Source organism: Hymenobacter gelipurpurascens, assembly GCF_900187375.1.
Lineage (GTDB): Bacteria > Bacteroidota > Bacteroidia > Cytophagales > Hymenobacteraceae > Hymenobacter > Hymenobacter gelipurpurascens.
The window spans coordinates 249,026-273,097 of the sequence record NZ_FYEW01000003.1; the positions used below are offsets into that span (position 1 = coordinate 249,026).

Here is a 24,072-nt window from a genome sequence, read left to right on the forward strand (position 1 = left end):
CCTACCAGCCCTCCGTGAGTGGCCTAGGCCACTAGCTCCTCGCAGCAGCCATGCGGGCCCATGCCCGGCATATTGTCCTCGAGCTGCACCGTGGAGTGCCCGATGCCAAACTCGTGCTCCAGATCGTGCTGCAGGGTTTGCAGAAACTTATTGTCGAGGCCGGGCTGGCCGGGGCGCACGAGGTGGGCCGTAAGGGCGGTGTCGCGGGTGCTGAGAGGCCAGATGTGCAGGTCGTGGACTTGCGTAACGCCGGGGCGCGCCAGCAAAAACTCCCGGACAGCGGTTACATCAATGCCTTCGGGCACGGCCTGCAGACTGAGCTGCACGGTTTCGCGCAGCAAACCCCAGGAACTCACGCCCACTACGCCCAGAATCACGAAGCTGATAACCGGATCGAGCCAGAGCCAGCCCGTAAAGTACACCAGCGCGCCACCCACTACCACGCCCACCGACACGAGCATGTCCGTGAGCATGTGCAGATATGCCCCACGCACGTTCACGTCGCCCTTTTGTCCGCTCCGGAAAAGCCAGGCCGTAAAGCCGTTGATCAGGATTCCTAGGCCAGCCAGCAGCATCACTGCCGAGCCATTTACCGGGGCCGGATGGCGCAAATGGTCAATGGTTTCCCACAGAATAAACCCCAGGGCCAAATAAAGTAGGGCGGCATTTACCAGCGCCGCCTGTATGGTAATGCCCTTATAGCCATAGGTATATCGCTCCGTAGCGCGGCGGGCGGCTAGCACAGAGGCACCCCAAGCCAGAGCCAGGCTCAACACATCAGATAGGTTGTGGCCCGCATCGGAAAGCAGGGCCGCTGAGTTGGCCCATAGGCCACCCGCTGCCTCGCCTGCCACAAAGAGCAGGTTGAGAATGATGCCCCATTTGAAGGCCTGGCTGAAATTGCCATCGGCGGGAGGGCCGTGGTGCGCGTGGTCGTGTCCGGAGTGGTCGTGGGGCATAGCAGTAAGGTACGCCAGAGAACCCAGGACGGTTTACGGACAGTGGCGTTTGCGGCTGTCGGTTGAGCTAGCAAGTATTAATAAGGAACGTCCTGTTGAGCGGAGTCGAAGCATCTCTACCCCTTCTCTAGGCCAGTTAGTTAGCCAGAGGTAGAGATGCTTCGACTCCGCTCAGCATGACAGATACTTGGGCAACGTCAGCACACGAGAGGATTCGGCTGCATCTCTACAGCCGTTCGTAGAGCATGGGCGCAAACGGATCTTACTATTTAAAGCTCAGCGGTATTACCAGTTTTACACTCATAGTGCGGCCCATGTTGTACACGCCCATGCGGCCGGTGGCGTAGTTGACGGCCGTGTATTTCAGGCGGCTCAGGTGATTCTGGTAGGCCACATCGAACAGGTTGTTGGCGGCCAGATACAGCGAAAACAGCGTTTTGTCTTCGCTATTCACGACGTCGGTGCCCAGACCTACGTTTACGAGCGTGTAGCCGGGCGTGCGGGTTTCCGTGTCGAAAGCGGAGAAAATGCGGTTCTGCGCGAAGTTGTGCTCCACGGCGCCGCGGGCATACAGATTGTGCAGGCGCGAGGTGCCCACCTTCCGGAAGTTCACCCGCAGCTCCGATTGCAGCCTATCGGCGGGAATGAACGGCAGGTACTGCTGGCCTTCAGGCTGGTCGAACTCCAGGGCGCGCACCATCGAAAAGGAGTTCTCGAAGTGCAGCCAGTCGAGGGGGTGGGGGTGAAGGTCGATGCTGACCTCGCCACCCGCCAGCCGGGCATCGCCCTGGCCGTAGCGGAATACCCGGTCGCCGTCGAGGCTCAACGAATCGGAGCCGGCGGCACTAGCGATGCGGCGCGGGAAGATGTAGTTGCTGATGCGGTTGCGAAACGCGTCCACTGACAGGCTTACGTGGTCGGAAGTGAAGTCTAAGCCACCATCCAACTGGAAGCTGGTTTCGGGCTTAAGGTTGGGCTCCCCGATTTCGTAGCGCGTGGTGCCTTCGTGCACGCCGTTGGAGCCCAGCTCGGCAATATTAGGCGCCCGGAAGCCGCGGGCTACGTTGGCCTTCACCAGCCATTTCTCGCTCAGGTTGTAGGCCCCGCCCACGCTGCCGCTCACATTGCGAAATGTACTTTTGAAGCCCGGAAACTTGGTTTCGCCCTGGCCGGCTGGTACGGGCAGCTCGTCTTCATTCAGGTACAGCGCATCGGCCGTGATGCGGCGAATATCATAGCGTAGGCCACCGCTCAGGTCCAACTTGCCGAAGGATTTCTTGGTGACCCCAAACAGGCCGCCATCCAAGAGGCTGTAGGCCGGTATCAGGAATTCGACGCCCTTGTTCTGGTTTTGCTGCTGCATGCCGCTCACGCCCACGGTGGTGTTCCAGCCGTTCAGTTCGGGCAGAAACCAACGCAACGCGTAGTCTACGGTGCGCAGCTGGAAAAACAACGACTTCTCGTCGTAATCGGTGGGGTTACCGAACTCCCGGCGCAGGTTCTGCTGCCAGCCCACGTTCAGGGTAAGCCGGTGCTGGCCCAGAATGAAGTTGTTATCGGTGCCGATGCGCAGGTGGTTGATCTGCTGGCGTGGCACATCCAGCCCGTAGCCCGAGAAGCCGCGGCCCGTCACGATTTCTGTTTCATCGAGGCTATTGGTGCGCAGGAAGCGGCCCGATACAGAGTCCCGCTCACCTTCAATGAGGCCTAGGATCTGGTTGAAGCTATTGAACGTGAGGTGCGAGTAGCCCCAGCTTTTATTGACGCCCACGTAGCCGCTGCCGTTCAGCTCCCGAAAACCGGAGTTGTACACGCGGCCATCGTAGCGGTTGCGGTAGTCGGCGGCTACTTTGCCCGAGCCGCGCACCAGCCAGTTGAAGCCGTTCAGGTTGCCGGCGTTCATGAGGGAGTAGCCCTGCTGGTAGTTGTTGGTCTGGTAGTTAGCCGCCACCGAGCCGATAATACGGCCATCTTCCACGGGGTCTTGGGGCAGGAAGTTGATAACACCAGCCAGGCCATCGGAGCCATACAGCAGGGAGCCGGGGCCTTTGATAATCTCGGCCCGATCAATGCTGAATTCGTCAATCTCGATGCCGTGCTCATCGCCCCATTGCTGACCTTCCTGCTTGGCGCCGTTGTTGAGCGTAATCACGCGGTTCGAGCCCAGCCCCCGGATTACGGGTTTGCTGATGGCAGCACCAGTCGTTATCTGGCTAACGCCGGGTGTGTGGGCAATAGCATCAACGGCATTGGTAGCGGCGGCCTGGCGCAGGCTCGTTTGGTCTACAATGCTGGTCGGGATGGAGGAGCGGCGCATCTCGGTGCTAGCCGAAACCCCCGTGACAACCACCTGCCCGATTTCGGTTTCAGTAGGTGTAAGCGTTACTTCCAGGGGCTGCCCGGTGCTGGTATCTACGGTGCGCGCCACGGTGGTGAAGCCCACAAAGCGCACCTGCATCAGAAACCGCCCTTTGGGAAGATTGGCGAACTGAAAAGAGCCATCGGCAGCGGTAGAGGTAGCCTGCCGCAAGTCAGGGAAAACTACGGTGGCGCCTGGGAGTGCCTCGCCAGAAGCCTCATCCGTAACGCGGCCTTTAACTGGAACGGCGGCAACCGCCATCCGCACTGGCCTAGCCGCATTTGGCGCTGGAGTTTGAGCGAAAGCACCACCAGTCAGCAGCGCTAGGCCAGTAGTGAAAATAAATCGGGACATAGTATGCGAATTACGCAGAAGCCAATGAGTGAAGCATGAGGATGCGCAGACTGCACAGCAGCCGCAAAGCATGGCGCAGCACCAAACAAAAGCTGTTGGTGCCTGCACGAGAATCCTCAGAAAAGTAAGTGTACTTGCAGGGGCCTCGCCCGGAAAAAATCAGGCGGTGGCGTAAACCACACGGTAAAAGCCCGTGAATAGGCAGCTGCAGGTAGAAACGGAAGTGGCCTAGGCCAGACTAGGTGGGCCACGTAGGCCTGTCTTCGGAGTGAAAACGGCGAATGCACCGGGCAGCGGCGGAACTGCGGCCGCTGAGCGGTAGATAACGAGTTCCAGCGGCAGCGCTAACGGCTCGGGCGTTTGGAAAAGCTCCTTGTAAAACTGATCGACGTCGCAGTGCTGGTGCTTGGCAGAAAGCAAGGCTTTCTCTTTGGGCCAGTTGCGGGCCTGGGTTGGTTCCTCGGTGGTGTGTTCGTGCGCGTGCAGGGCCAGTACCCATGCATCGGGCAACAGCACCCGCGCAAAGCACAGGAGCAGCACCAAAGCCAGCCGGGACCGAAGAGTACGCATTTGCAACAATGTGTCGTTTGTGGAACAAATGTAAAGCTAAATCCTCACCAACCTACTCAACTGGCCTAGGAAGCTCCATCATCCTTCACGCAACCTTAACTCTCTGAGAACATGCAATAAATATGCTTGTCCGAGCTTTGCAGCATCATAATCCTGTAAACAAGCTTCCTATGAAAACGCTCTCTTTCCGTCTGTTGCTGCGCCTGGCTGCCGTATTGCGTCCTGCCCCGAAACCAACCGCATTAGGTAGTGCCGAGACCTTATTTATATGAGTGGCACGGCACAGCCATCGTTCGGATATCGGCTTGCACGTTTCGGGTATCGTTCAGCTGATAGTGCGAGACGACTACAAGAAGTTAGAAGTAAAATTATAAACTTTTCCAAGGCTAGTATATCTGCCAAGCCAACATCAGGGCAAGCTATAAGAGCCTGATAGATGCGTTATTAATTGCTTGTCGTTGGTATGGAGAAGTTCAACGAGGGAAAAGTTTACTCTATCTATAATTGAACGAAACTAATAAGTGCTCAGGTTACCTTTGTATATACATCGGTTAGGTTCCGGTGGATGAGGTATCTGCAGTATGGTTGGTGTGTTTGGGTCTTTGTGCGTGCAAGTAGCGCCACAGGGACAATTGTTGCGGTGGAAATGGCAGGATGCGGCTTCGTACGAGAGTTTTCAGCAGTCTTTTGAACTGATAGTGGCGGCTTCCCGTGACCATAGCGTGACGCAATGGCTGGCCGATCTTAGTACGATGTCTCCTTTGGGCATCAATGAGCAGCAATGGCTTAGTGAAAACTGGCTGGTACAGTTTGCCGCGTTGGGTATTCACCGGATAGCGCTCATCGAGCCAAACAGCCTGCATAATCAGCTCGTTATTGAAAGCGTATTGGCCGATGGCCGACGCTACACCCACGCCGACATACAGTTCTTCGCCGATGTGCCCGCCGCCCTCGATTGGCTGACCATGTCGGATGCAGGCGTGATAGAAACGCTGGAGCAAGAGTGGCAAGCCGTGTTGGCGGGGTAGAGAAGCCGGGAAAAGTGGCCTACTAACAGGCGTTTGCGCTGCCAAACTGGCAGCTGTATTGGAAGTGGAATGTGGTTTGAAACGCGAATGATCCGCCCGCTAGCCCCTGGCTTGCTGGCATTTCGTCTGATTTTTCGTTTTTAACTCCACTTTTCCAACGCACCATGCAAGAGAAAGGCAGCATCTCGATTCATACCGAGAATATCTTCCCCATCATCAAGAAATTCCTGTATTCTGACCACGAAATATTCCTGCGGGAGTTGGTCAGCAATGCCGTGGATGCCACGCAGAAGCTGAAGAGCCTAGGCCAGTTAGGTGAGTTCAAAGGCGAACTAGGCGACCTGAAAGTGAAGGTAAGCGTGGATAAAGAGGCCCGCACCATCACCATCTCCGACCGCGGCCTGGGCATGACGGGTGAGGAAATCAAGAAGTACATCAACCAGATTGCTTTCTCGGGCGCTTCGGAGTTCGTGGAGAAGTATAAGGAGCAGGATGCCGCCACCAAAGACCAGATCATCGGTAAGTTTGGTATGGGCTTCTACTCGGCCTTTATGGTGGCCAGCGAGGTAGAAATCTTCTCCAAAAGCTACCAGGAAGGCACTGAAGCCGCCCACTGGACCTGCGACGGCAGCACGGAGTTCACGCTCGAAACCGCTGACAAAACCGACCGCGGTACCGATATCGTGCTGCACGTAGCCGAAGACTCCGATGAGTTTCTGGAACCGGCGCGCCTGCGCACCATCCTCACCAAGTACTGCAAATTCCTGCCCATCGAAATCGAGTTCGAAGGGACGGTAATCAACCAGACGGCTCCCATCTGGACCAAGCAGCCCGCCGAGCTGACCGACGAAGACTACAAGAAGTTCTACCACGAGCTCTACCCCATGTCGATGGATGAGCCCTTGTTCTGGATTCATCTCAACGTCGATTATCCGTTCAACCTGACGGGTATTCTGTACTTCCCGAAGGTAAAGGACGAGCTGCAGTTCCAGCGCAACAAAATCCAGCTCTATTCGCGCCAGGTGTTTATTACTGATGAGGTAAAGGACGTGGTGCCCGAGTTCCTGATGCTGCTGCACGGCGTTATCGACTCGCCGGATATTCCGTTGAACGTGTCGCGCAGCTTCCTGCAGGCCGATGCAGCCGTTAAGAAAATCAACACCTACATCACGAAGAAGGTAGCTGACAAGCTCTCCGAGCTGTACCGGAAAGACCGCGCTGGTTTCGAGGAGAAATGGTCGGATATCGGGCTGTTCGTGAAGTACGGCATGCTCTCCGACGAGAAGTTCTATGAGAAGGCCAAGGATTTTGCACTGATGCAGAACGTGGCCGGCAAATTCTTCACCCTAACGGAGTATCAGGAGCACGTACAGGCCAACCAGAAAGACAAGAACGACCAGACCGTGGTGCTCTATACCACCGACCCCGAGGCGCAGCACACCTTCGTGCAGGCCGCTCAGGATCGGGGCTACGATGTGCTGAAGTTGGATGCCGTACTGGACCCGCACTTCATTGGGCAGCTGGAGCAGAAGCTGGAGAAAACCACTTTCAAGCGCGTTGACGCCGACACGGTGGGCAAACTCATCGAGAAAGAGGAGCAGCAGGAAAGCGTGCTCAGCGACGATGACAAAACCAAGCTGCAGGAGCTGTTCAAAGGTGCCATCAGCAACGACCAGATGCACGTGCAGGTAGAGGCGCTTTCGCCGCAGGATGCCCCGGTTATCATCACGCTGCCTGAGTTCATGCGCCGCATGAAAGACATGCAGCGTACGGGCGGTGGCGGCGGCATGCAGATGTTCGGCAACCTGCCCGATAGCTACACGGTGAGCGTCAATGCCAACCACCCAATTTCACAGCGTGTACTGAAAGCGGATGGTGACGCTGGCAGCAAGCTCGCCCGGCAGGCCTACGACCTGGCGCTGCTGGCGCAAGGTATGCTGAAAGGCGAAGCGCTAACTGCGTTTGTGAAGCGCAGCGCTGATTTATTGGCCGCTGAGTAGTCTTAAAAAGTATTCATAGTATAAAGTAGTACAAACCCCTTGGCCTTATAGGTTGAGGGGTTTGTGTTTACAGTGTGTTTATGGAAAGTGGCCTAGGCGTTGGCAGAAGGAAGGTTTAAATGGCTGATCAATCTGGCGGGCACCAAACTCCTATATATTTACGTTCGATGCTGCGAATTCCGTCTGTCCTCCCCATGCGTCTGTTAGGTTCCCCGTTTCCTTTACTCCTAGGCCTGTTGCTGCTGGCAGGTGCCTGCTCCCGCAAAACGGTTTCGTTCAATAGCAAGCCCGAGCCGACTGGCCTAGCCGTTGCGACAGATACTCTTTCCACAACTCGCGACACTACGCAGGCGCCTTCGTTGGTAGCTAAGCGCGTATCGCTTACCAAGGAGCAGGAACGTGCCGCCAAGGAAAAGGAAAAAGCCGCGCAGCGCAAGCCCAAGAAAAAGAAAAACATCTTTTTGGGCGAGCAAATCAAGAAAGGCTATGTGAAGTCGGGGGGTAAAGGCAAAAACCAGAGAATCGAGACGTTCTATTACCTGCGTACATTCCAGCAGCCTAATCCCTACGCCCCAGCCCGGTACGTCTACGACCCCAAAAAGCGCCGGATTCTGAAGGCCAACGGAGAGATTGACGGCAACCAGTTCCGGGTGCTGCACGGGCCATACAAGAAAATGGAAGGGGGCAAAGTAGTCGAAACCGGCTACTACGCTATCGGCACCAAGCACCTGCGCTGGGAAACCTTCACCCGCGACAATATCCTGCTCAATAAGCAGCACTTTGAGATGGGTTTCCCGCGCGACGCTAACGTAACGTACTACGACGCGGGCCAGAAGCAAGTGAAGGAGGTGATACCCTTCGTCAATGGCAAGCTGGAAGGCGATTATGTGCGCTACAATGAGAATGGCCAGTTGGAGTGGGACGGCCAGTTTGAGAACGGCAAGCGCGTCGGGAGCTGGAACCGCTACTGGGGCTTTCGCAACGCCCGCAACCGCCTGCGCTACGAGTACCAGTACGGCGAAACTGGCTACGACCCCGAAGTAACAGAACCCTTGCTGGTGAAAGAGTACAACCGCAATGGGGTTCTGATCTATGAGAAAGATAAGCTGGACAAACGAGGCGAGCCCGATACGGCTAGGCCAGGGTTGAAGAAGTAGGAGAGGCGCAGGGGCAAGTAGCCCTTGGCGCCTCTTTTTTATCAATAGAAAGCATCTTCAAAGTGCTCCACTTGTAGGCCACTGGCAGTGTGGGTAAGGGCCAGAATATCGAAGCGAATATCTCCGGTCCAGTCTAGATCCTCCTGCAGCTGCTCCGCTGCCCGCCGAAACAGCTCCTGTTTGCGAGGCGTCACGAACTCTTCGGGGTAGCCATAGCGGGTGGAGGAGCGCGTCTTGACCTCGACGAATACCAGTAGTTGCTGGCCTAGGCGCACAATCAAATCTACTTCGGCGCGGCCATGGCGGTAGTTACGATGCACTAACTCGTAGCCTTGCTCGAGCAAGTAGGCTAGGGCGGCATCTTCGCCGGCCTGGCCTAGCGCATGGGCAGAAGGTTGCATGTAAACAGAGCAGGCATGGAGAAAAGAGCAGGTGCAAGGCCCCGTTGGTAAGGCACTTTGGCTAGTAGAATCAGGCTTTTGGCTCCGAAGCAACTAATGGAGGTTGGGACTAAAACTAGTACCTTTGCGCCTCTTCTGAGAAGCAGTGGCTCTTACAGTTGCTGTTTTTGCAAAAGACTTTGCCTGCTCCCAGAATGCAGCCTGTTCAGCTTAGTGGCTTTCTGCTAAATAACTAAATTGCTGAATGATAAGGGTGGCCTCGGGTCAGATAGACGCTTAATTTGCCTGCTCTATGGATTTTATTTCGGCTTGCGTAACGCCTTCTACTCCGGTAGCCGCTCCGCAGGTGGCGCCTATAGTACCCGGGCAAAACCGACAGATTGTGGTGCGCCGGCTAGGCCTGGTAGAGTATGTGCCAACCTGGAATCTGCAGGAACAGTTGCTAGCCGATACGCTGGCCATTAAGGCCAGCAACCGCCAGGCCCAGGAAGCCAGTGAAGCGCCAGCCCAAACCCCCAACTACTTGCTGCTGTGCGAGCACCCGCACGTGTACACGCTTGGCAAGAGTGGTAAGCCCGAGCATTTGCTGCTCGATGAGAGTGGCCTAGCAGAGCACGCCGCTACCTTTCACCGCATCAATCGAGGCGGCGACATCACCTACCACGGTCCCGGCCAGCTCGTAGGCTACCCTATTCTCGACCTCGACAATTTCTTTACCGACATTCACCGCTACCTGCGCGTGCTGGAGGAAGCCGTTATCCTGACGCTGGCCGAGTATGGCCTACAGGCCGGCCGTATTGCAGGCCTTACCGGCGTCTGGCTTGATTTTGCAGAAGGCGCCGCCAACCCCCGAAAAATCTGCGCTTTGGGCGTGAAGTGCAGCCGCTGGGTAACCATGCACGGCTTCGCCCTGAACGTTAATACTGACCTGGCCTACTTCGGGCATATCGTGCCTTGTGGCATTACCGATAAAGCCGTTACCTCGCTTCAACAGGAGCTAGGCCACTCTGTGCCGGTAACAGAAGTACAGGAGCGGCTCTTGGTGCATCTGGCCGGGTTATTGGGTGCCGACCTCAGCTCCTGAGAATTTACCTATGAAGAAAGATATTTCATTTGATCCGGTTGAGGGTATCTCCATTGCCATTGTGCCCGACGACCAGGCGGCCACGGAAGAAGGGAAGCCGGGTTGGCAGGTGTACCTGCTCAACCATAATGAGTACCCCATCCAGAACGTCATCGTTAGCTCCAATGGCTATGGCGTTAATCCTGCTGACGGAGAGCCTGTTCGAACTTCTACGCTGCGCCACGTACTACTGGAAGTAGAGCCTCATACCGCGGTGCCCATCGAGCCCATTGATCCGGCGTTGTTTCATTTGAACAACCAGTATTGGGTGAGCTACTACCGCGACAAGAATATCTTCGATAAGAAATTCATTTTCGTGCCCGATTCTATCGTGCCCGAGAATCTCATTCATATTGCCCTGCTCGACCGCTCCGGCGTACTGCATAGCTAGGCCTTCTCTTCATTGTTTCAGCCGACATTTTTCGGCGAGACGTAGTTTTCTGCTTGAGCCGAACCACCATGAGTCACCTTGGAATTCAGTTGGGCCTGTCCTCTCTCTGGGCATTTCTGGTATCGATGTTTGCGGTGCCATCTATCATCTACATCGCCCACCTGAAAAACATGCTCGATACGCCCAATGTGCGCACCGTGCATGAATCCCTGACGCCCCGGCTCGGTGGTGTAGCGGTGTTTGCGGGCTTCATGTCGGCACTCACCATCTTCGCCGATTTAGGCCATGGTATTCAGCAACTGCTGGCTGGCTGCATCGTGTTGTTCTTCGTCGGCCTGAAGGATGACCTAGTGAGTATATCCGTTGCCAAGAAGTTCATCGGCCAGTTACTCGCCACCGGCATCGTCATGATTATGGCCGATGTGCGCATCACTAGTTTCCAGGGAATTCTGGGGGTACAGGAGCTGCCCGTCGGCATCAGCTATGCCTTTACGTTCCTGGTTATCGTGGGTATAACCAACGCCATCAACCTGATTGATGGCCTAGATGGCCTGGCGGGTACCATTGTACTCATTATTGTCAGCACCTTCGGCTATTACTTCTACGCCTACGGCGGACCCAATTACCAGAACTACGCATTCGTATCCGTTTGCGTAATTGGAGGTATGCTGGGTTTTCTTCGATATAACTTCCACAAAGCCAGTATCTTCATGGGCGATACTGGCTCCTTGCTGTGTGGCTTTATCGTTTCTATCCTCACGATTCAGTTTATCGAGATGGGCCTGACAGTAGGCCAGCCATTCGCTTCAGCATCTCCTTCGGTAGCGGCAGGAATTCTATTCGTTCCTCTCTTTGATACGCTGCGCGTGTTTACAGTACGTATGCTGGCGGGCCGCTCGCCTTTTGCCCCCGACAAAAACCACGTACACCACCGGATTCTGGCCATGGGCTTTCAGCAGATCAGTACGGTTATGCTGCTAGGCCTGCTTAATATGGTTGTGATTCTTTTTGTTATCAACTTCGCTTACCTCGGCAATACACTGCTGATTGTTGGGCTGGTAGTATTTTCTGTGCTGTTGAGCTTTCTGCTAGGCGTTTACCAAAGCCGTAGTGCCCGCCAGCGGGTAGCTTCGTAGCCCTGGCTTTTATCTTTCGTCTGTGTCTCGCATTCGTCTTCTTGTGTTGTGGCTTGGGTTGCTTTTGGCCGCCTGCAATACGGCACGTGCAGCCGAATACAAGCCGCTGCCGCCATCTCCCCGGGGTGGCCTCACGCAGGATTGGCTTATTCATGATGAAGCAGGAAACCGACTGATTCTGTACCTGCCAGATTATCATGCCCCCGCCCATGCCTACTATCAGTGGCTAACTATCCGGCCTAGCAAGGCACTGCCCATAAGTTTCACAGCTCGTCAGGGGCTCAGCTTGTTCCTAGACAATCGGCTGGTTTTCACCGCGCGCCATCCGGCCACCTACACCGTTGATCTTGCGAAGTTGCTGCCCGCTGGCGCTCCTATAGGGGTACATTTGCTGTGCGTTTGGGAACCCGAGGCATCTCCCAATTTAGCATCTTTTGCAAACGCCACTTCAACGGCAATAGCACCAAAAGGCAAAGAAGTATCCCGACCCTTGGTCGCTCAGCCGCGCCCTCGCGGCCATCAGGGCCAAACTGTATTCCTGTGCTTCCTGCTGCTGATCGGACTGGCCTACGGCGGAATCCGGGCTACGTATCAGCCGGGCTTTGCCAGAATCTACCAGGTAGAAGGGCTGTGGGGAAAAGCTGCGGCCGAGCAGGATTTTCTGACCAAACCCACTATTACTTGGCTTAATCTAGGGCTGGTTTTGCTCTTCTCCTTCTCCTTTGCCTTACTGTTGGTTGCCATTCATACCAACATCCAAAGCATCGTGATTCTGCGGCGGCTATTTGATGTTCCAGAGTCGGCAATTGTCGTCCGGGTACTGCTTTACACTGCCCTTATAGCCGTATTTATAATTGGTAAATACCTTTTCCTGGAGCTGATGGGCTACATCTTCGATGTAGCGGAACTAGTGATGGTCCAGTACCGGGAATTCGTGCGCACCATTCTGTTTATGGGCCTATTCCTGCCCTTGGTTATGTTTCTATACTTAGGGCTGAATCAGCGTCTCCCCGAAACAGTGCTATGGGTATCCAACGGGGTGGTTTCCTTGCTGTTGATAGGTACTGTGTTACGAGTAGCCCGAACCTTGAGTCAGAAAGCGTCGCTGCTAAATCTACATTTGTTTTCGTACCTTTGCGCCACAGAAGTAATACCTCTGGTAATTCTGCTGAAGCTGATTGTTTTTACCTACTGAACAACACATTACTGCTCGCCTATTCGCGCTGCAGTGTCTGCAATCCCACCTTATTGCCCTAGACTTACTTTTTAACTTATGGCCGAGAGCAACGACAAACCGGGAACGGGCCGTCATGCCAAGCGTATCTCCACTATCCTTGTCACCCAGCCCAAGCCCACGAACGACGTGTCTCCTTACTTTGCTATTGCTGAGAAGTACGGTATTAAGGTAGACTTTCGTGAGTTTATTGAGGTGCAGCCTGTTTCCTATAAGGATTTTCGCAAGGAGAAGGTGAACATCGCCGATCATACGGCCATTATTTTCACGAGCCGGAATGCAGTTGACCATTTCTTTCGCATTTGCCAAGAGGCGAAGATCGAAATGCCTGCCGAAATGAAATACTTCTGTATCTCTGAGCAAACGGCCAATTATCTGCAGAAGTATATTGTACTGCGTAAGCGTAAGCTATTCGTAGGCCAGCGCACCGCCGCCGATCTGTTTGATGTTATTAAAAAGCATAAGGGCGAAAAGTTCTTATACCCCTGCTCCGATATTCGCAAAGACGATATTCCTGAGTTTATGCGGGCCAACGGCTTCAAGTTTACGGAAGCCGTAATCTATCGCACGGTTGCTAGTGACCTCTCCGATTTGTCGGATGTAAAATACGACTGCATCGCCTTCTTCAGTCCTTCAGGCATCAGCTCCCTGTTCATCAACTTCCCTGATTTTGAACAGAATGGCACCCGTATTGCGGCGTTCGGTCCTACAACTGCTAAGGCAGTAACAGAAGCTGGCCTAGAGTTGGATATTGAAGCACCACAGCCAAATGCGCCTTCCATGACGGGAGCTATTGAGGCTTATATTCGTTTGCATCACGGCACTGATAATAGCAAGGAAAAGAATAAAAGCGGCAAGCAAAGCGCCTGATTCTGAGCGCGGGATAACTAAGTAATATGGTTTCCCGTTTGTTTCTTACCAGGATTGGTTACAGAGGGTTTTTTGTATACATTTGGAAGCCGCTGTCTTCTTTATACCTGTGTAACTTACGCGAAGTCAGCTGCTTATATGAAGAGAATTATATTTTCTGCTTGCTTCCTGTTTGCTGTAGCAGGTACTGCTGTGGCTCAGCAGCAACCTCAGTTCAGCCATTACGGCTTCAATGGCATGTATCTTAATCCTGCTTATGCCGGGATCAAAGGCCAAGGGGAGATAACTGCTATCGGCCGTTCACAATATTATGGTTACAATGCCACCTTTGATAACGGTGGTTCGCTTCAGACCGCTTCTTTAACGGCATCAATCCCAGTAGCTGCTATTGGCGGAGGGCTTGGTATTGGAATCTATCGCGACAAGGTAGCGCAGTTAGCTACCACCAATGCTCAGCTTTCTTATTCTAAGCATATCAAAATAGGCGAAGGACGATTAGGGTTGGGTGTTCAGGCGATTTTCAACAATATATATCAAGGCACCTATCGGTTTGTTGACGAAGGGGATGTCAAAATCCCTAGAGAAGGATCTGACCAGAAATTTGACGCGGGTGCAGGCGTTTGGTATGAGTCTGAAAAGCTTTACGCAGGCCTAAGCGTTAATAACCTGTTTCGTTCCGGATATAAGTTTAATAGCGAAGTAGTAGGAGGTAAGACCGCTGAGTATATCAACGAGAACCATGCCTACCTCACAGCCGGCTATAATATTGAGGCCTCCTCTTCCGTTGTTGTCACACCAACTGTGTTGATGAAAATGGTGATGCCAGGTAAATTTGGTGACAACAACAAATTCAGCTTCAAAAACAACTCGTATGAAGCTGGCGTACGCGCCACTTTCGATGATCGGTTCTGGGGAGGGATAGGATATAGGTACGATGAATCGTTTACTGGCATGGCTGGCCTGAGTTTTGCTAAGGATAACGCAATCAGGGTGGGATTAGCCTACGACCTAGTTGCATTTAATCAAGATGCGCGGGCCTTGAGCTCTTTTGAGCTTTTACTCTCCTACCGTCTCCCCAAACCAGGACTGCTTACGCGTCCTGCTATCCGCACCCCGCGATACAGCTTCTAGTTATAAGAGGCAAAAACAGGGCTGCGGATGCTCTGACTCAGTGGTATCTATGAAATTTAGCTTATCTGTACTAACTCACTGCTTTCCATCGTTTAACCGAAAGCAACATCGGTTTATAAACATTTGGGATGCATTGTGTGAAAGGCTTGTGTACGAACGTACAAATAGCTAGATTTGCCGGCTCACAAAATTGTAATCTTTGGGTATCGCCGCCTGAACAGTCTTTTTTCTTCCTCACATGAACAAGTTTCTCATTTTGCCTCTCGTTGCGTTTTCAACGCTCTTGCTGGGAGGCTGTGGTTTTGGCAAAGGACCGCAAGGCGACCTGGTCGGGGCAGAGGATCGTCCCGAGTTCAACCCACAAGAGGTGCCTTTTGGTATGGTGCCTTGTCCAGGCGGTACATTCCATATGGGCCAAACCGACCAAGATATTTCGGCCTCTATGGTCAACATGAACAAGCAGGTGACCATTGCCGGCTTTTACATGGATGAGACCGAGATTACCAATAATGAATATCGTCAATTCATGAATGCTATTCGTCAGGACTCTATCGATGTACTGGGCGAAGAATATGTGATGACGGAACTCTACCCAGATACCACGGTATGGGTACGTGACTTCACCTATCACATGGGTGACCCTCTGATGGAGTATTATTATACCCATCCTGCTTTCGACGATTATCCAGTAGTAGGTGTTGATTGGTTTGCTGCAAAATATTTCTGCAACTGGCGCACCAAAAACAAGAACGCAGCCAACGAAGAAGCTGGTGTAGCTCCTACCCCGAACTTCCGTCTGCCTTCCGAAGCTGAATGGGAATATGCTGCTCGTGGTGGCCGCGATTTGGCTACGTATCCATGGGGCGGCCCTTATCTGCGCAACTCCAAGGGCTGTATGTTGGCTAACTTCAAGCCTGGTCGTGGTGATTATGCCTCTGATGGATATGCATACACTTCGCCTGTTGGAGCATTCTTCCCTAACGATTTTGGCTTGTACGACATGTCTGGCAACGTAGCAGAATGGTGCGATGATGCTTATATGGAGGCATCTGTTCCAGTCGTTTGGGATATGAACCCTACCAACCCGGATGATAATGAGCCCCGGAAAGTAGTACGTGGAGGATCTTGGAAGGACATTGCTTATTTCCTTGAGACCGGCACGCGCAACTTTGAATACCAGGACTCTGCCCGCTCTTACATTGGTTTCCGCACTGCCATGATTCAAATCGGCATGGGAACAAATGGCAACCTGCAATAAGGATAACTGCTGAACAGCATAACCTATATTAGCTCACCCCGCCTCATTACACCTTCTGCATTCCCTTTTACTTCATCAACTTCACCAACTTCTTTTTTAATTTAACAACATGGCAGCAAAAGGCGGTAACTTCATGTATGACGTGGTTATGCCCAAGGTGTATGGCATCGGGGCCGCAGTCGTAATTATCGGAGCATTGTTCAAGATTCTGCACTGGAAAGGTGCTGACGTAATGCTTATGGTAGGACTAGGTACCGAAGCACTTATCTTCTTCTTGAGCGCATTCCAACCTAATCCCAAAGACGTTGATTGGTCTTTGGTTTATCCTGAGCTAAGCGAAGGTTACGATCCTTCTACCAATAGCAACAAATTTGTTGAGCAGAGTACCGGCACTGGCCTGACGCGCAAGCTGGACGATATGCTGAAAGATGCTAACGTAACTCCAGAGGCCATCAACTCGCTAGGCCAGGGTCTGAACCGTTTGAGCACTACTACGCAGCAGCTTTCGCAACTTGGCGATGCTACCAACGCTACGGATGAGTACACGACTAAAGTTCGCTCAGCCGCTCAATCTTTGGAGCGTATCAACGAAGCTTACGGCAAAACTGCTCAGGCAATGACTGCCATGGCTGATGCTACTTCTGATGCCAAAGAATATCATCTGCAGGTACAGAACGTGACCAAAAACTTGGGCGCTCTGAATGCAGTGTATGAGATGGAATTGCAGGATGCTAACACGCACCTGAAGTCCATGAACAAATTCTACGGTACCCTGTCGCAGGCTATGGAAAACCTGACCGAGGCCGGTAAAGAGACAGAGCAGTTCAAGCAGGAAGTAACCAGCCTGACGACCAACCTCAGCTCACTCAACCGTGTTTACGGTAACATGCTGAATGCAATGCGTGCTACTAGCTAAGGCTAGTTTGCTCTCATGTTTCAGGTTTAGTTCACCCAGTATAGAATAGTCAATACACGATGGCGGGAGGTAAAGAGACTCCACGGCAGAAGATGATCGGGATGATGTACTTGGTACTCACCGCTCTTCTGGCCCTTCAAGTAAACTCAGCAATTCTGCTAAAGTTCAAGTTCCTTGACGAAAGCCTCGGTTCCATTAACGATAAAGTATCGAATGCGAACGAAGGTGCGGTAAAAGGAATCAAGGCTCAGGTTGAGAAGAACCGTAACCAAGCACGGGACCTTGCTGTATTAAAGCAAAGCGAAGAAATTCGGGACCGTACCAAGCAAACTCTGTCTTACCTTGATGAAGTGCGCAGCAAGTTGCTGACTGCTACTGAAAACAAAGGCAAGAATGAGTTCAAGAACATGAGCGCCGAGGATAAGGTAGCCATCACTATGTTGGGTGGTAGCCGTAACGGGGAGGCGTATAAAATGAAAGATGAGCTGAACAAGTATTCAGCTTATATCAAGCAGTTTGTTCCTAATGCTGGTTTGTTGGCACTTGATGCCCGCGAAGACAACATGGTGACAGACCCTGATCAGAAAAGCAAGAACTTTGCTGAACTGAACTTTGAGAACACGCCGGTAGTAGCAGCTTTGGCTGTGCTTTCACAAAAGGAAGCCGAAGTACTCAAGTACGAATCCGATGCTCTGGCTGCGCAGGCAGCTAAAGTTGGAGGTAGTGTTATTGTATTCGATAAGATTGGCGCTTTCGCCAGTGCTGAGTCAAATACCGTTGCCGCTGGTACTAAGTACAAAGCTGAGCTATTCTTGACCGCTTCTGCATCTGGTCTAAATCCTTCTATGACGCTCAACGGTTCTCCGTTGGCAGTGGGCCCAGATGGCAAAGCTAAAGTAGAGTTTACTGCTCGTCCTGGTGCATTCGATGCCGGTGGAAACGCCAAAGCTTCTTGGACTGGCACTATCCGTTTCAAGCAAAATGGCCGCGATACTACTTTCAAAGTAACGGTTCCTTATACTGTTACTAAGCCAGTAATGCAGGTACAGTCTGCTTCTGTACAGGCACTTTACTTTAAGTGCGGTAACAAGCTTAGCGTGCAGGTGCCTGCTCTAGGCGCACAGTATGATCCTAGCTTCTCTGCTTCAGGTGCTTCTACTATTAAAGGTTCTGCAAAAGGAGAAGTAACTCTAGTTCCAAATGCTAGAGAGGTAACCCTGAGCGTTAGCAGCGGCGGTAACGCTATTGGCTCGCAAACTTTCCAGGTGCGTCCAATTCCTAAGCCTGAGATTAAGTGCATCGTTGGTGGCCGCGAGGCTAACGAAAAACAAGGTACTCCAATCATTGCTGTCCGCAACTTGCAGTTGCGTGCTGTAGCTGATGCTGGCTTTGCTACCTTCCTGCCTGATGATGCTCGTTTCCGTGTAACCCGCTACGAGGTTACGCTGGTTCGTGGTCCTCGTCCAGTAATGCAGACCATTCAGGTTAATGGCCCTGCAATTGATTTGAGCAGTGTTGTAAATACTGCCCGTGCCGGTGACCGTCTGTACATTGAGGTGAAGGAAGTGCAGCGCAGAAACTTCCAGGATAATACGGAGCAGGTTAATGTTTCTAAGCAGTTCAATATTCCACTGCTATAATCGTTACTGTACCGAACTAACTTCAGCGCTTTTTTGATTACCACGGTATGAACAAATTCCTCTCCTTCGCCGCTCTGACGGCCGGCTTGATGCTGTCGGTGGCAGCCTCGGCTCAGGAACAAGCTACCACCGCTAGCAGCAATGGCTCGTACCGCCCGATTCCTAATTCGGACATCATGTTCCGGAAGACGATCTGGCGCGCTATTGACCTACGCGAGAAGCAAAACAAACCGATGTTCGCTGAAGGCAAAGAGATTAGCCGCGTTATCATTGACGCTGTAAAGCGTGGTGAACTACAGGCTTATCGCAATGACTCTCTGACTTCTACATTTTCAGCGAAAGAACTTTCGTCGAACATGTCATATGCCGAAGCCAGTGCGGGCCTCAGCGATGAAGAAAGAGCAGCCGGCTTCACCGAGGAAAGCGCTGACGATAGTTGGGATAAACCTGCTGCATCTACCAGGAAGCCAAAGCTTGATGCTAATGGTAAGCCGATGAGAGACCGTAGAGGGAATATCATCTACCAAACGGTAGCTGCTGCTCCTGCGGCGCCTGCTGTTCCTTCAAGCTACGAGTATCGCCCCAAGGACCTCTACCAGATGGAAATGAAGGAGGATATGATCTTCGACAAGAAACGGTCGCGGATGTATCACGACATCAAAACCATCACGATGTTGGTGCCTTCAACGTTGGCTGCTAACGTTTCAGGTATTGAAAAAACTATCGGAACGTTCAAATACAGCGATTTGGTGAAGGTGTTCCGGAATAATCCGGATAAGGCTATCTGGTTTAATCCCCAGAACGATGCCCAGCACAAGAACTTAGCTGATGCATTTGAACTGTGGCTTTTCAACTCCTACATCGTAAAGGTGTCGAACCCAGATGACTCCCGCCTCGACGCAATATATGGCAGCCAGCAGCAAGGCATCTTAGCCTCGCAGCAAGCAGCCGCAGATTTGATTGAGTACGAGTACAACCTCTGGAGCTTCTAAGCATTAAGCAGTCAAAAAAAGGCCCTCATGGATATTCCATGAGGGCCTTTTTTATTCTCAAGTGTAGCATCAACATCAAACAATAAAGCTAGATGCCTTACAACTTAAAATCTGGCCTAGCTATTCACTTTGGGTAAAATAATCCAGCAAAATTCGGGCTTTAGCTTTACCCACTTCAGCTACTAATTCAGTCTCTGACAGCTCCTTTATCTTTTTAACGGACTTGAATTTTGTAAGAAGCTTGTCAGCTGTAACTGGCCCTAAGCCCTTTACATCGGTTAGTTCGGTCTTAAGGGTAGCAGCATCGCGGCGGCTGCGATGGAAGGTGATGCCGAAGCGGTGCACTTCGTCGCGCATGCGCTGGAAAAGGCGTAGCGATTCGCTTTTCTTATCTATGTACAGGGGCAAAGGGTCGTTGGGAACGTAGATTTCTTCCAGGCGTTTCGCTATGCCGATGACGGCCATCTGGCCCCAGAGGTTAAGGTCTTTCAGGGCTTTCACCGCCATGCCAAGCTGGCCTTTGCCACCATCCACAATAACGAGCTGTGGTAGGCTTGCCCCTTCATCAATAAGGCGGCGGTAACGGCGGGTCACAACCTCATACATGGAGTCAAAGTCGTTAGGACCGATAACCGTCTTGATGTGGTAATGTCGGTAGTCCTTCTTGCTAGGCCTAGCATTGCGGAAACAGACCATAGCGGCTACCGGATTATCTCCTTGGAAGTTGGAGTTGTCAAAGCATTCTATGTGCTTAGGTAGCTCCGTCAGGCGTAAATCCTTCTTGATGGTTTCCATGATCCGGACCTCATTCAGGTCCTTGCTTCGGTCATTCATGCTTTCCTTCTCCTTGCGCAGATAAAGCACGTTTTTCAGGCTCAATTCCATGAGCTTGCGCTTATCACCGATCTGAGGCTGTGTTACGGCCACGCCGGGCAAGGGCAGGGTAGGCGTAGCAACATTCGTCAGGATTTCCTTCGACTGGCTTTCGAATTCCTGCCGCATCTGCATAATCATAGAAGTCAGGATCTCGTCATCGGGCTCATCGAGTTTCTTCTGAACTTCTACTGATTGCGTCAGAATAATACTGCCATTCATCACCTTGAGATAATTGATGAAGGCTGACTTCTCATTAGAGGCAATACTGAACACATCGATATTGGACAACGACGCATTGACGATTGTGCTCTTGCTCTGAAACTCGTCCAGCTTGTCGAGTTTCTGCTTGAGCTGATGCGCCAACTCATACTGTTGTTCCTGAGCTGCCTGCATCATCTTCTCGCGGAAATACTGCTTGGGTAAGCGTAAGTCGCCGTTCAGAATCTGCCGGATCTGCTGGATATACTGATTATAGGTTTCCTCATCCTGTAGGCCTTCACAAGGCCCTTTGCAGTTGCCCAGGTGGTACTCCAGGCACACTTTGAACTTACCTGCCTCCACATTCTGAGGCGATAGGTTATAGGTGCAAGTGCGAAGCGGATAAAGTGCCCGAATCAGCTCCAAAAGCAGGTTCATACCCGTTACGTTGGCATACGGGCCATAATAGCGTCCGTCGCCGGGCTTCTTATTACGGGTCGGAATCAGGCGTGGAAAACGCTCATTGGTCAGCAGCAAATAAGGATACGTTTTGCCATCTTTCAGCAGGATATTGTATTTGGGCTGATGCTGCTTGATCAGGTTGTTTTCCAGCAGGAACGCGTCAGATTCAGAATCAACTATCGTGAATTCGATTCGGTTGATGTTCTTGACCAGTTGCTGGGTCTTCTTATTGTGGTCTTGCTTCGTGAAATAGCTGCTCACACGCTTGCGCAGGTCAATGGCCTTCCCCACGTAGATAATGGTGTCGGTTACATCGAAATACTTGTAGACGCCCGGACGGTGAGGGAGTTGGCGGATTTGCTCCTGCAGATGGTCTTTCGCAGCCATGTAATACGGATTGTCACTGTTAGCCTTGCGTACGCGGCCGCCAGCGACTGGTTGGGGAATTAAGGAGTAAGCCTGCCCGCTGGCGCTAGGCCACTTGGGTGAGGCGTGGGCTGATCAGTAACAAAAATTGACCAGCAAAAGTCGCTGGTCAATTTCATTTTCTCAGTGAAAAAGTGGCCTAGGCCTAGCAAAAGAGCGCGCTAGTGGCCTAGATGTCCTGGTCCTGCAGATCATTCAGGTCCACTTGGTTTAGCTTTTGGTCGTAGGGAATTGTATCGCGCTGTGCCCCGCCGTAGTAGCGTGAGCAGTCGATTTCGATGCTGAGTGGCTTTTCAGGTTTAGGGAAAGGACCCATATTAATGCCAATGCTTTTGTCGGCGTAGACTTTGCGCATAAACAAGCCATAGATAGGCAACGCTAAGCGCGAACCCTGTCCGTAGGCTCCCGTGCGGAAGTGGACGCTCCGGTCCTCGCCACCCACCCAAGTGCCACATACCAAGTCCGGCGTCAGGCCCATAAACCAGCCATCGGAGTAGTTGCTGGTAGTGCCGGTTTTAGCGCCCATCTCATACGGGAATTTAAAGCCGTTTTTGAGGATGATTGACGTGCCGCCCTGCTCTTCGGTAGCGCCGCGCAGCATATACGTCATGAGGTAGGCCGTTTCCTCGCTGAGCGCTTCTCGGGTCTGGGGAGTGAAATCGCGCAGTACGTTGCCGTTTTTGTCTTCAATGCGCGTAACCATGATAGGAGAGGTCCAGACGCCTTTGTTCACAAACGTGCTGTAGGCTCCCGCTAGCTCGTAGATGCTCACATCGGAGGAGCCAAAGCCCACTGCCGGAACGGCCTCGATGGGTGAAGTGATGCCCAAACGCTTAGCGTAGCTGACAATGGTTTCTGGCTCTAGCTTTTGCACCAGCCAAGCCGTAATGGAGTTCATGGAGCGTGCCAGTGCCTGCCGAAGCGTGAAGGAGCGACCGGAGAAGCTGCCCTCGAAGTTTCGGGGGGTGTAGGCCGGCCGGCCGCGCTCAGCAGGGAAGGTGGTGGCTACGTCGGGGCGCTGATAGCAGGGTGAATAGCCTTGGTCGATGGCAGCTACATATACAAACGGCTTAAAGGTAGAGCCAGGCTGACGTTTGCCCTGCTTCACGTGGTCGTACTTGATGTACTTGAAGTTGATGCCACCTACCCAGGCCTTCACTTGGCCATTCAGCGGGTTCATGGCCATAAAGCCCGAGTGCATGATGCGCTTGTAGTACGCCAGTGAGTCCATTGGCGACATCAGCACTTCCTTCTCGCCGCCCTGCCATGTGAAGACTTTCATCTTGTACTTCTTATTCAGATAGTACTTGATGGAGTCTTTATTTCCCTCAAAACGATTGGTAAGTGACTTGTAACGCTCCGTGCGCTGAATGCTGCTGTTCAGGAAGTTGGGGATGACTTTGCCGTTCTCATCGCGCCACGGCTGCTGTCCTTTCCATTGCTGATCAAACCACTTCTGCTGCAGCTTCATGTGCTCTGCCACCGCCGATTCTGCATATTTCTGCATGCGCGAGTCGATGGTGGTATAGATTTTCAGGCCATCGGCGTACAGATCGTGGTCGGTTTCCTTGGCCCATGCTTTCAGCATTTTGCTTACCTCTACCCGGAAGTAAGGCGCAATACCTTCGTTCTGATTCTCAACTTTGTAATCAAGTTTGATAGGCCTAGCCACCGCAGTCTGATAGGCGGTTTGGTCTATATACTTGTACTTGTTCATTTGGCTCAGCACCCAGTCGCGGCGGCGCTTGGAGCGCTCCGGGTTGCGCACTGGGTTAAACCACGATGGGCCATTGACCACGCCCACCAACAGGGCTGCTTCCTCCAGCTTCAAATCAGCCGGTTTCTTATTGAAGAAGGTTTTCGCTGCTACCGTAATGCCGAAAGCATTCGAGCCATATTCGGCCGTATTGAGGTACATGCGCAGAATCTCGCGCTTGGTATAGTTGCGCTCCAGGCGCACGGCCATAATCCATTCCTTGGTCTTGATGATAATCATCCGTAGGCCAGGTACATCATTCAGGCTGCCGTCGTTGAGGTCTTCACGAGTACGGAATAGCATTTTGGCCACCTGCTGGGTGAGCGTGGAGGCACCACCGCTTTTGCGCATCGTTACAATGCCAGCCGCCGCGCGGCCCAGACCCTTCAGGTCGATGCCGGAGTGCTCCTCAAAGCGGGCATCTTCTGTGGCAATAAGCGCATCTACTAAGTGTTGGGGGAGTTCCTCATATTCAGCAGGGGTGCGGTTCTCGTGGAAGTATTTGCCCATTAGCTTGCCATCGGCCGAATAGATTTCGGAGGCCAGCTCGCTTTTCGGGTTCTCAAGCGTTTTGAGGTTGGGCATGCGCCCAAACAGGTTCAGGAAGTTGATACTAACGGCCAAGACGAACAGAATCAGGCCCAGAATTCCGGCTCCGAATAATACCCAAAAGGTGCGGGTAATGCCGGTAAACCGGCCTGGGGAGCTAGACTTGCGGGACGTAGATTTGGGCTTGGTGGCGGGCTGAGCCATTTGGTTGAGTAGGTGATGAAGAGCAAAGCAAGGAAAAGAGCTTTACTGCAAAGTAAATTCAGAAGCTGGACACTATTGCTGA

General features: G+C 52.5%; 19 protein-coding genes. 13 read left to right on the forward strand and 6 right to left on the reverse strand.

Features of this window, described 5'->3' with window-relative positions:
- Nucleotides 1-23: 23 nt before the first annotated feature.
- The 3 genes from CFT68_RS19335 to CFT68_RS19345 all read right to left on the reverse strand — a co-directional run bounded on the left by CFT68_RS19335 (nt 24) and on the right by CFT68_RS19345 (nt 4,242).
- Complete coding sequence (locus CFT68_RS19335; RefSeq protein WP_088845326.1) at nt 24-959, reverse strand: cation diffusion facilitator family transporter; 936 nt, start codon at nt 957-959, stop codon at nt 24-26.
- 265 nt (nt 960-1,224) lie between these two features.
- Nucleotides 1,225-3,672, reverse strand: a complete 2,448-nt coding sequence (locus tag CFT68_RS19340) for a TonB-dependent receptor (protein ID WP_088845327.1) — start codon at nt 3,670-3,672, stop codon at nt 1,225-1,227.
- A 228-nt stretch (nt 3,673-3,900) separates the two neighbouring features.
- Nucleotides 3,901-4,242, reverse strand: a complete 342-nt coding sequence (locus CFT68_RS19345; RefSeq protein WP_088845328.1) for a hypothetical protein — start codon at nt 4,240-4,242, stop codon at nt 3,901-3,903.
- A gap of 698 nt (nt 4,243-4,940) precedes the next feature.
- On the opposite strand from CFT68_RS19345, the gene CFT68_RS19350 reads away from it, so the two are divergent.
- From CFT68_RS19350 to CFT68_RS19360, 3 genes are all read left to right on the forward strand, one after another.
- Entirely contained in the window at nt 4,941-5,270 is a 330-nt protein-coding gene (locus CFT68_RS19350) for a hypothetical protein (protein WP_141106633.1), read from the forward strand.
- Between the two features lie 164 nt (nt 5,271-5,434).
- Nucleotides 5,435-7,270, forward strand: coding sequence for a molecular chaperone HtpG (gene htpG / locus CFT68_RS19355; protein WP_088845330.1), 1,836 nt, complete (start codon nt 5,435-5,437; stop codon nt 7,268-7,270).
- A gap of 194 nt (nt 7,271-7,464) precedes the next feature.
- Nucleotides 7,465-8,427, forward strand: a complete 963-nt coding sequence (locus CFT68_RS19360) for a toxin-antitoxin system YwqK family antitoxin (RefSeq protein WP_141106634.1) — start codon at nt 7,465-7,467, stop codon at nt 8,425-8,427.
- A gap of 41 nt (nt 8,428-8,468) precedes the next feature.
- Here the strand turns inward: CFT68_RS19360 and CFT68_RS19365 are convergent, their stop codons facing one another.
- Entirely contained in the window at nt 8,469-8,828 is a 360-nt protein-coding gene (locus tag CFT68_RS19365) for a YraN family protein (protein WP_088845332.1), read from the reverse strand.
- Nucleotides 8,829-9,120: 292 nt separating this feature from the next.
- Between CFT68_RS19365 and lipB the strand changes: the two genes are divergently transcribed.
- The 10 genes from lipB (at nt 9,121) to porN (ending at nt 19,519) form a co-directional block, all read left to right on the forward strand.
- Nucleotides 9,121-9,912 carry a lipoyl(octanoyl) transferase LipB gene (lipB, locus tag CFT68_RS19370; RefSeq protein WP_088845333.1) on the forward strand — a complete coding sequence of 264 codons (792 nt, stop codon included), beginning with the start codon at nt 9,121-9,123 and terminating at the stop codon, nt 9,910-9,912.
- A gap of 10 nt (nt 9,913-9,922) precedes the next feature.
- Nucleotides 9,923-10,342, forward strand: coding sequence for a hypothetical protein (locus CFT68_RS19375; RefSeq protein ID WP_088845334.1), 420 nt, complete (start codon nt 9,923-9,925; stop codon nt 10,340-10,342).
- A gap of 68 nt (nt 10,343-10,410) precedes the next feature.
- A complete protein-coding gene (locus CFT68_RS19380; RefSeq protein WP_245815453.1) occupies nt 10,411-11,478 on the forward strand; it encodes an MraY family glycosyltransferase in 1,068 nt (355 codons plus the stop codon).
- Nucleotides 11,479-11,500: 22 nt separating this feature from the next.
- Nucleotides 11,501-12,673 (forward strand): DUF4271 domain-containing protein, encoded by a 1,173-nt coding sequence (locus CFT68_RS19385; protein ID WP_088845336.1) that lies wholly within the window; start codon nt 11,501-11,503, stop codon nt 12,671-12,673.
- Between the two features lie 78 nt (nt 12,674-12,751).
- Complete coding sequence (locus tag CFT68_RS19390; RefSeq protein WP_088845337.1) at nt 12,752-13,582, forward strand: uroporphyrinogen-III synthase; 831 nt, start codon at nt 12,752-12,754, stop codon at nt 13,580-13,582.
- 138 nt (nt 13,583-13,720) lie between these two features.
- Entirely contained in the window at nt 13,721-14,713 is a 993-nt protein-coding gene (locus tag CFT68_RS19395) for a PorP/SprF family type IX secretion system membrane protein (protein WP_088845338.1), read from the forward strand.
- A 238-nt stretch (nt 14,714-14,951) separates the two neighbouring features.
- The gene (porK, locus tag CFT68_RS19400; RefSeq protein WP_088845339.1) at nt 14,952-15,971 is read left to right on the forward strand and encodes a T9SS ring complex lipoprotein PorK/GldK; all 1,020 of its coding nucleotides are present in this window, start codon (nt 14,952-14,954) and stop codon (nt 15,969-15,971) included.
- Between the two features lie 109 nt (nt 15,972-16,080).
- The gene (gene porL, locus CFT68_RS19405; RefSeq protein WP_088845340.1) at nt 16,081-16,887 is read left to right on the forward strand and encodes a type IX secretion system motor protein PorL/GldL; all 807 of its coding nucleotides are present in this window, start codon (nt 16,081-16,083) and stop codon (nt 16,885-16,887) included.
- A 59-nt stretch (nt 16,888-16,946) separates the two neighbouring features.
- Complete coding sequence (gene porM / locus CFT68_RS19410; RefSeq protein WP_088845341.1) at nt 16,947-18,527, forward strand: type IX secretion system motor protein PorM/GldM; 1,581 nt, start codon at nt 16,947-16,949, stop codon at nt 18,525-18,527.
- A 47-nt stretch (nt 18,528-18,574) separates the two neighbouring features.
- Nucleotides 18,575-19,519 carry a type IX secretion system ring subunit PorN/GldN gene (gene porN / locus CFT68_RS19415; RefSeq protein WP_088845342.1) on the forward strand — a complete coding sequence of 315 codons (945 nt, stop codon included), beginning with the start codon at nt 18,575-18,577 and terminating at the stop codon, nt 19,517-19,519.
- A 120-nt stretch (nt 19,520-19,639) separates the two neighbouring features.
- On the opposite strand, the gene uvrC is transcribed toward porN, so the two are convergent.
- Complete coding sequence (gene uvrC / locus CFT68_RS19420) at nt 19,640-21,442, reverse strand: excinuclease ABC subunit UvrC (protein ID WP_088845343.1); 1,803 nt, start codon at nt 21,440-21,442, stop codon at nt 19,640-19,642.
- 208 nt (nt 21,443-21,650) lie between these two features.
- On the reverse strand, nt 21,651-23,990 hold the full coding sequence (locus CFT68_RS19425; protein ID WP_088845344.1) for a penicillin-binding protein 1A: 2,340 nt from the start codon (nt 23,988-23,990) through the stop codon (nt 21,651-21,653).
- Between the last annotated feature and the right edge of the window lie 82 nt (nt 23,991-24,072).

Coding starts and splice junctions, on each gene's coding strand:
- porM (WP_088845341.1), top strand. CDS start 16,947: ATGGCGGGAGGTAAAGAGACTCCACGGCAGAAGATGATCGGGATGATG.
- htpG (WP_088845330.1), top strand. CDS start 5,435: ATGCAAGAGAAAGGCAGCATCTCGATTCATACCGAGAATATCTTCCCC.
- CFT68_RS19425 (WP_088845344.1), bottom strand. CDS start 23,990: ATGGCTCAGCCCGCCACCAAGCCCAAATCTACGTCCCGCAAGTCTAGC.
- porN (WP_088845342.1), top strand. CDS start 18,575: ATGAACAAATTCCTCTCCTTCGCCGCTCTGACGGCCGGCTTGATGCTG.
- CFT68_RS19335 (WP_088845326.1), bottom strand. CDS start 959: ATGCCCCACGACCACTCCGGACACGACCACGCGCACCACGGCCCTCCC.
- CFT68_RS19345 (WP_088845328.1), bottom strand. CDS start 4,242: ATGCGTACTCTTCGGTCCCGGCTGGCTTTGGTGCTGCTCCTGTGCTTT.
- CFT68_RS19365 (WP_088845332.1), bottom strand. CDS start 8,828: ATGCAACCTTCTGCCCATGCGCTAGGCCAGGCCGGCGAAGATGCCGCC.
- uvrC (WP_088845343.1), bottom strand. CDS start 21,442: ATGGCTGCGAAAGACCATCTGCAGGAGCAAATCCGCCAACTCCCTCAC.
- CFT68_RS19375 (WP_088845334.1), top strand. CDS start 9,923: ATGAAGAAAGATATTTCATTTGATCCGGTTGAGGGTATCTCCATTGCC.
- CFT68_RS19395 (WP_088845338.1), top strand. CDS start 13,721: ATGAAGAGAATTATATTTTCTGCTTGCTTCCTGTTTGCTGTAGCAGGT.
- lipB (WP_088845333.1), top strand. CDS start 9,121: ATGGATTTTATTTCGGCTTGCGTAACGCCTTCTACTCCGGTAGCCGCT.
- CFT68_RS19390 (WP_088845337.1), top strand. CDS start 12,752: ATGGCCGAGAGCAACGACAAACCGGGAACGGGCCGTCATGCCAAGCGT.
- CFT68_RS19360 (WP_141106634.1), top strand. CDS start 7,465: ATGCGTCTGTTAGGTTCCCCGTTTCCTTTACTCCTAGGCCTGTTGCTG.
- CFT68_RS19380 (WP_245815453.1), top strand. CDS start 10,411: ATGAGTCACCTTGGAATTCAGTTGGGCCTGTCCTCTCTCTGGGCATTT.
- CFT68_RS19340 (WP_088845327.1), bottom strand. CDS start 3,672: ATGTCCCGATTTATTTTCACTACTGGCCTAGCGCTGCTGACTGGTGGT.
- porK (WP_088845339.1), top strand. CDS start 14,952: ATGAACAAGTTTCTCATTTTGCCTCTCGTTGCGTTTTCAACGCTCTTG.
- porL (WP_088845340.1), top strand. CDS start 16,081: ATGGCAGCAAAAGGCGGTAACTTCATGTATGACGTGGTTATGCCCAAG.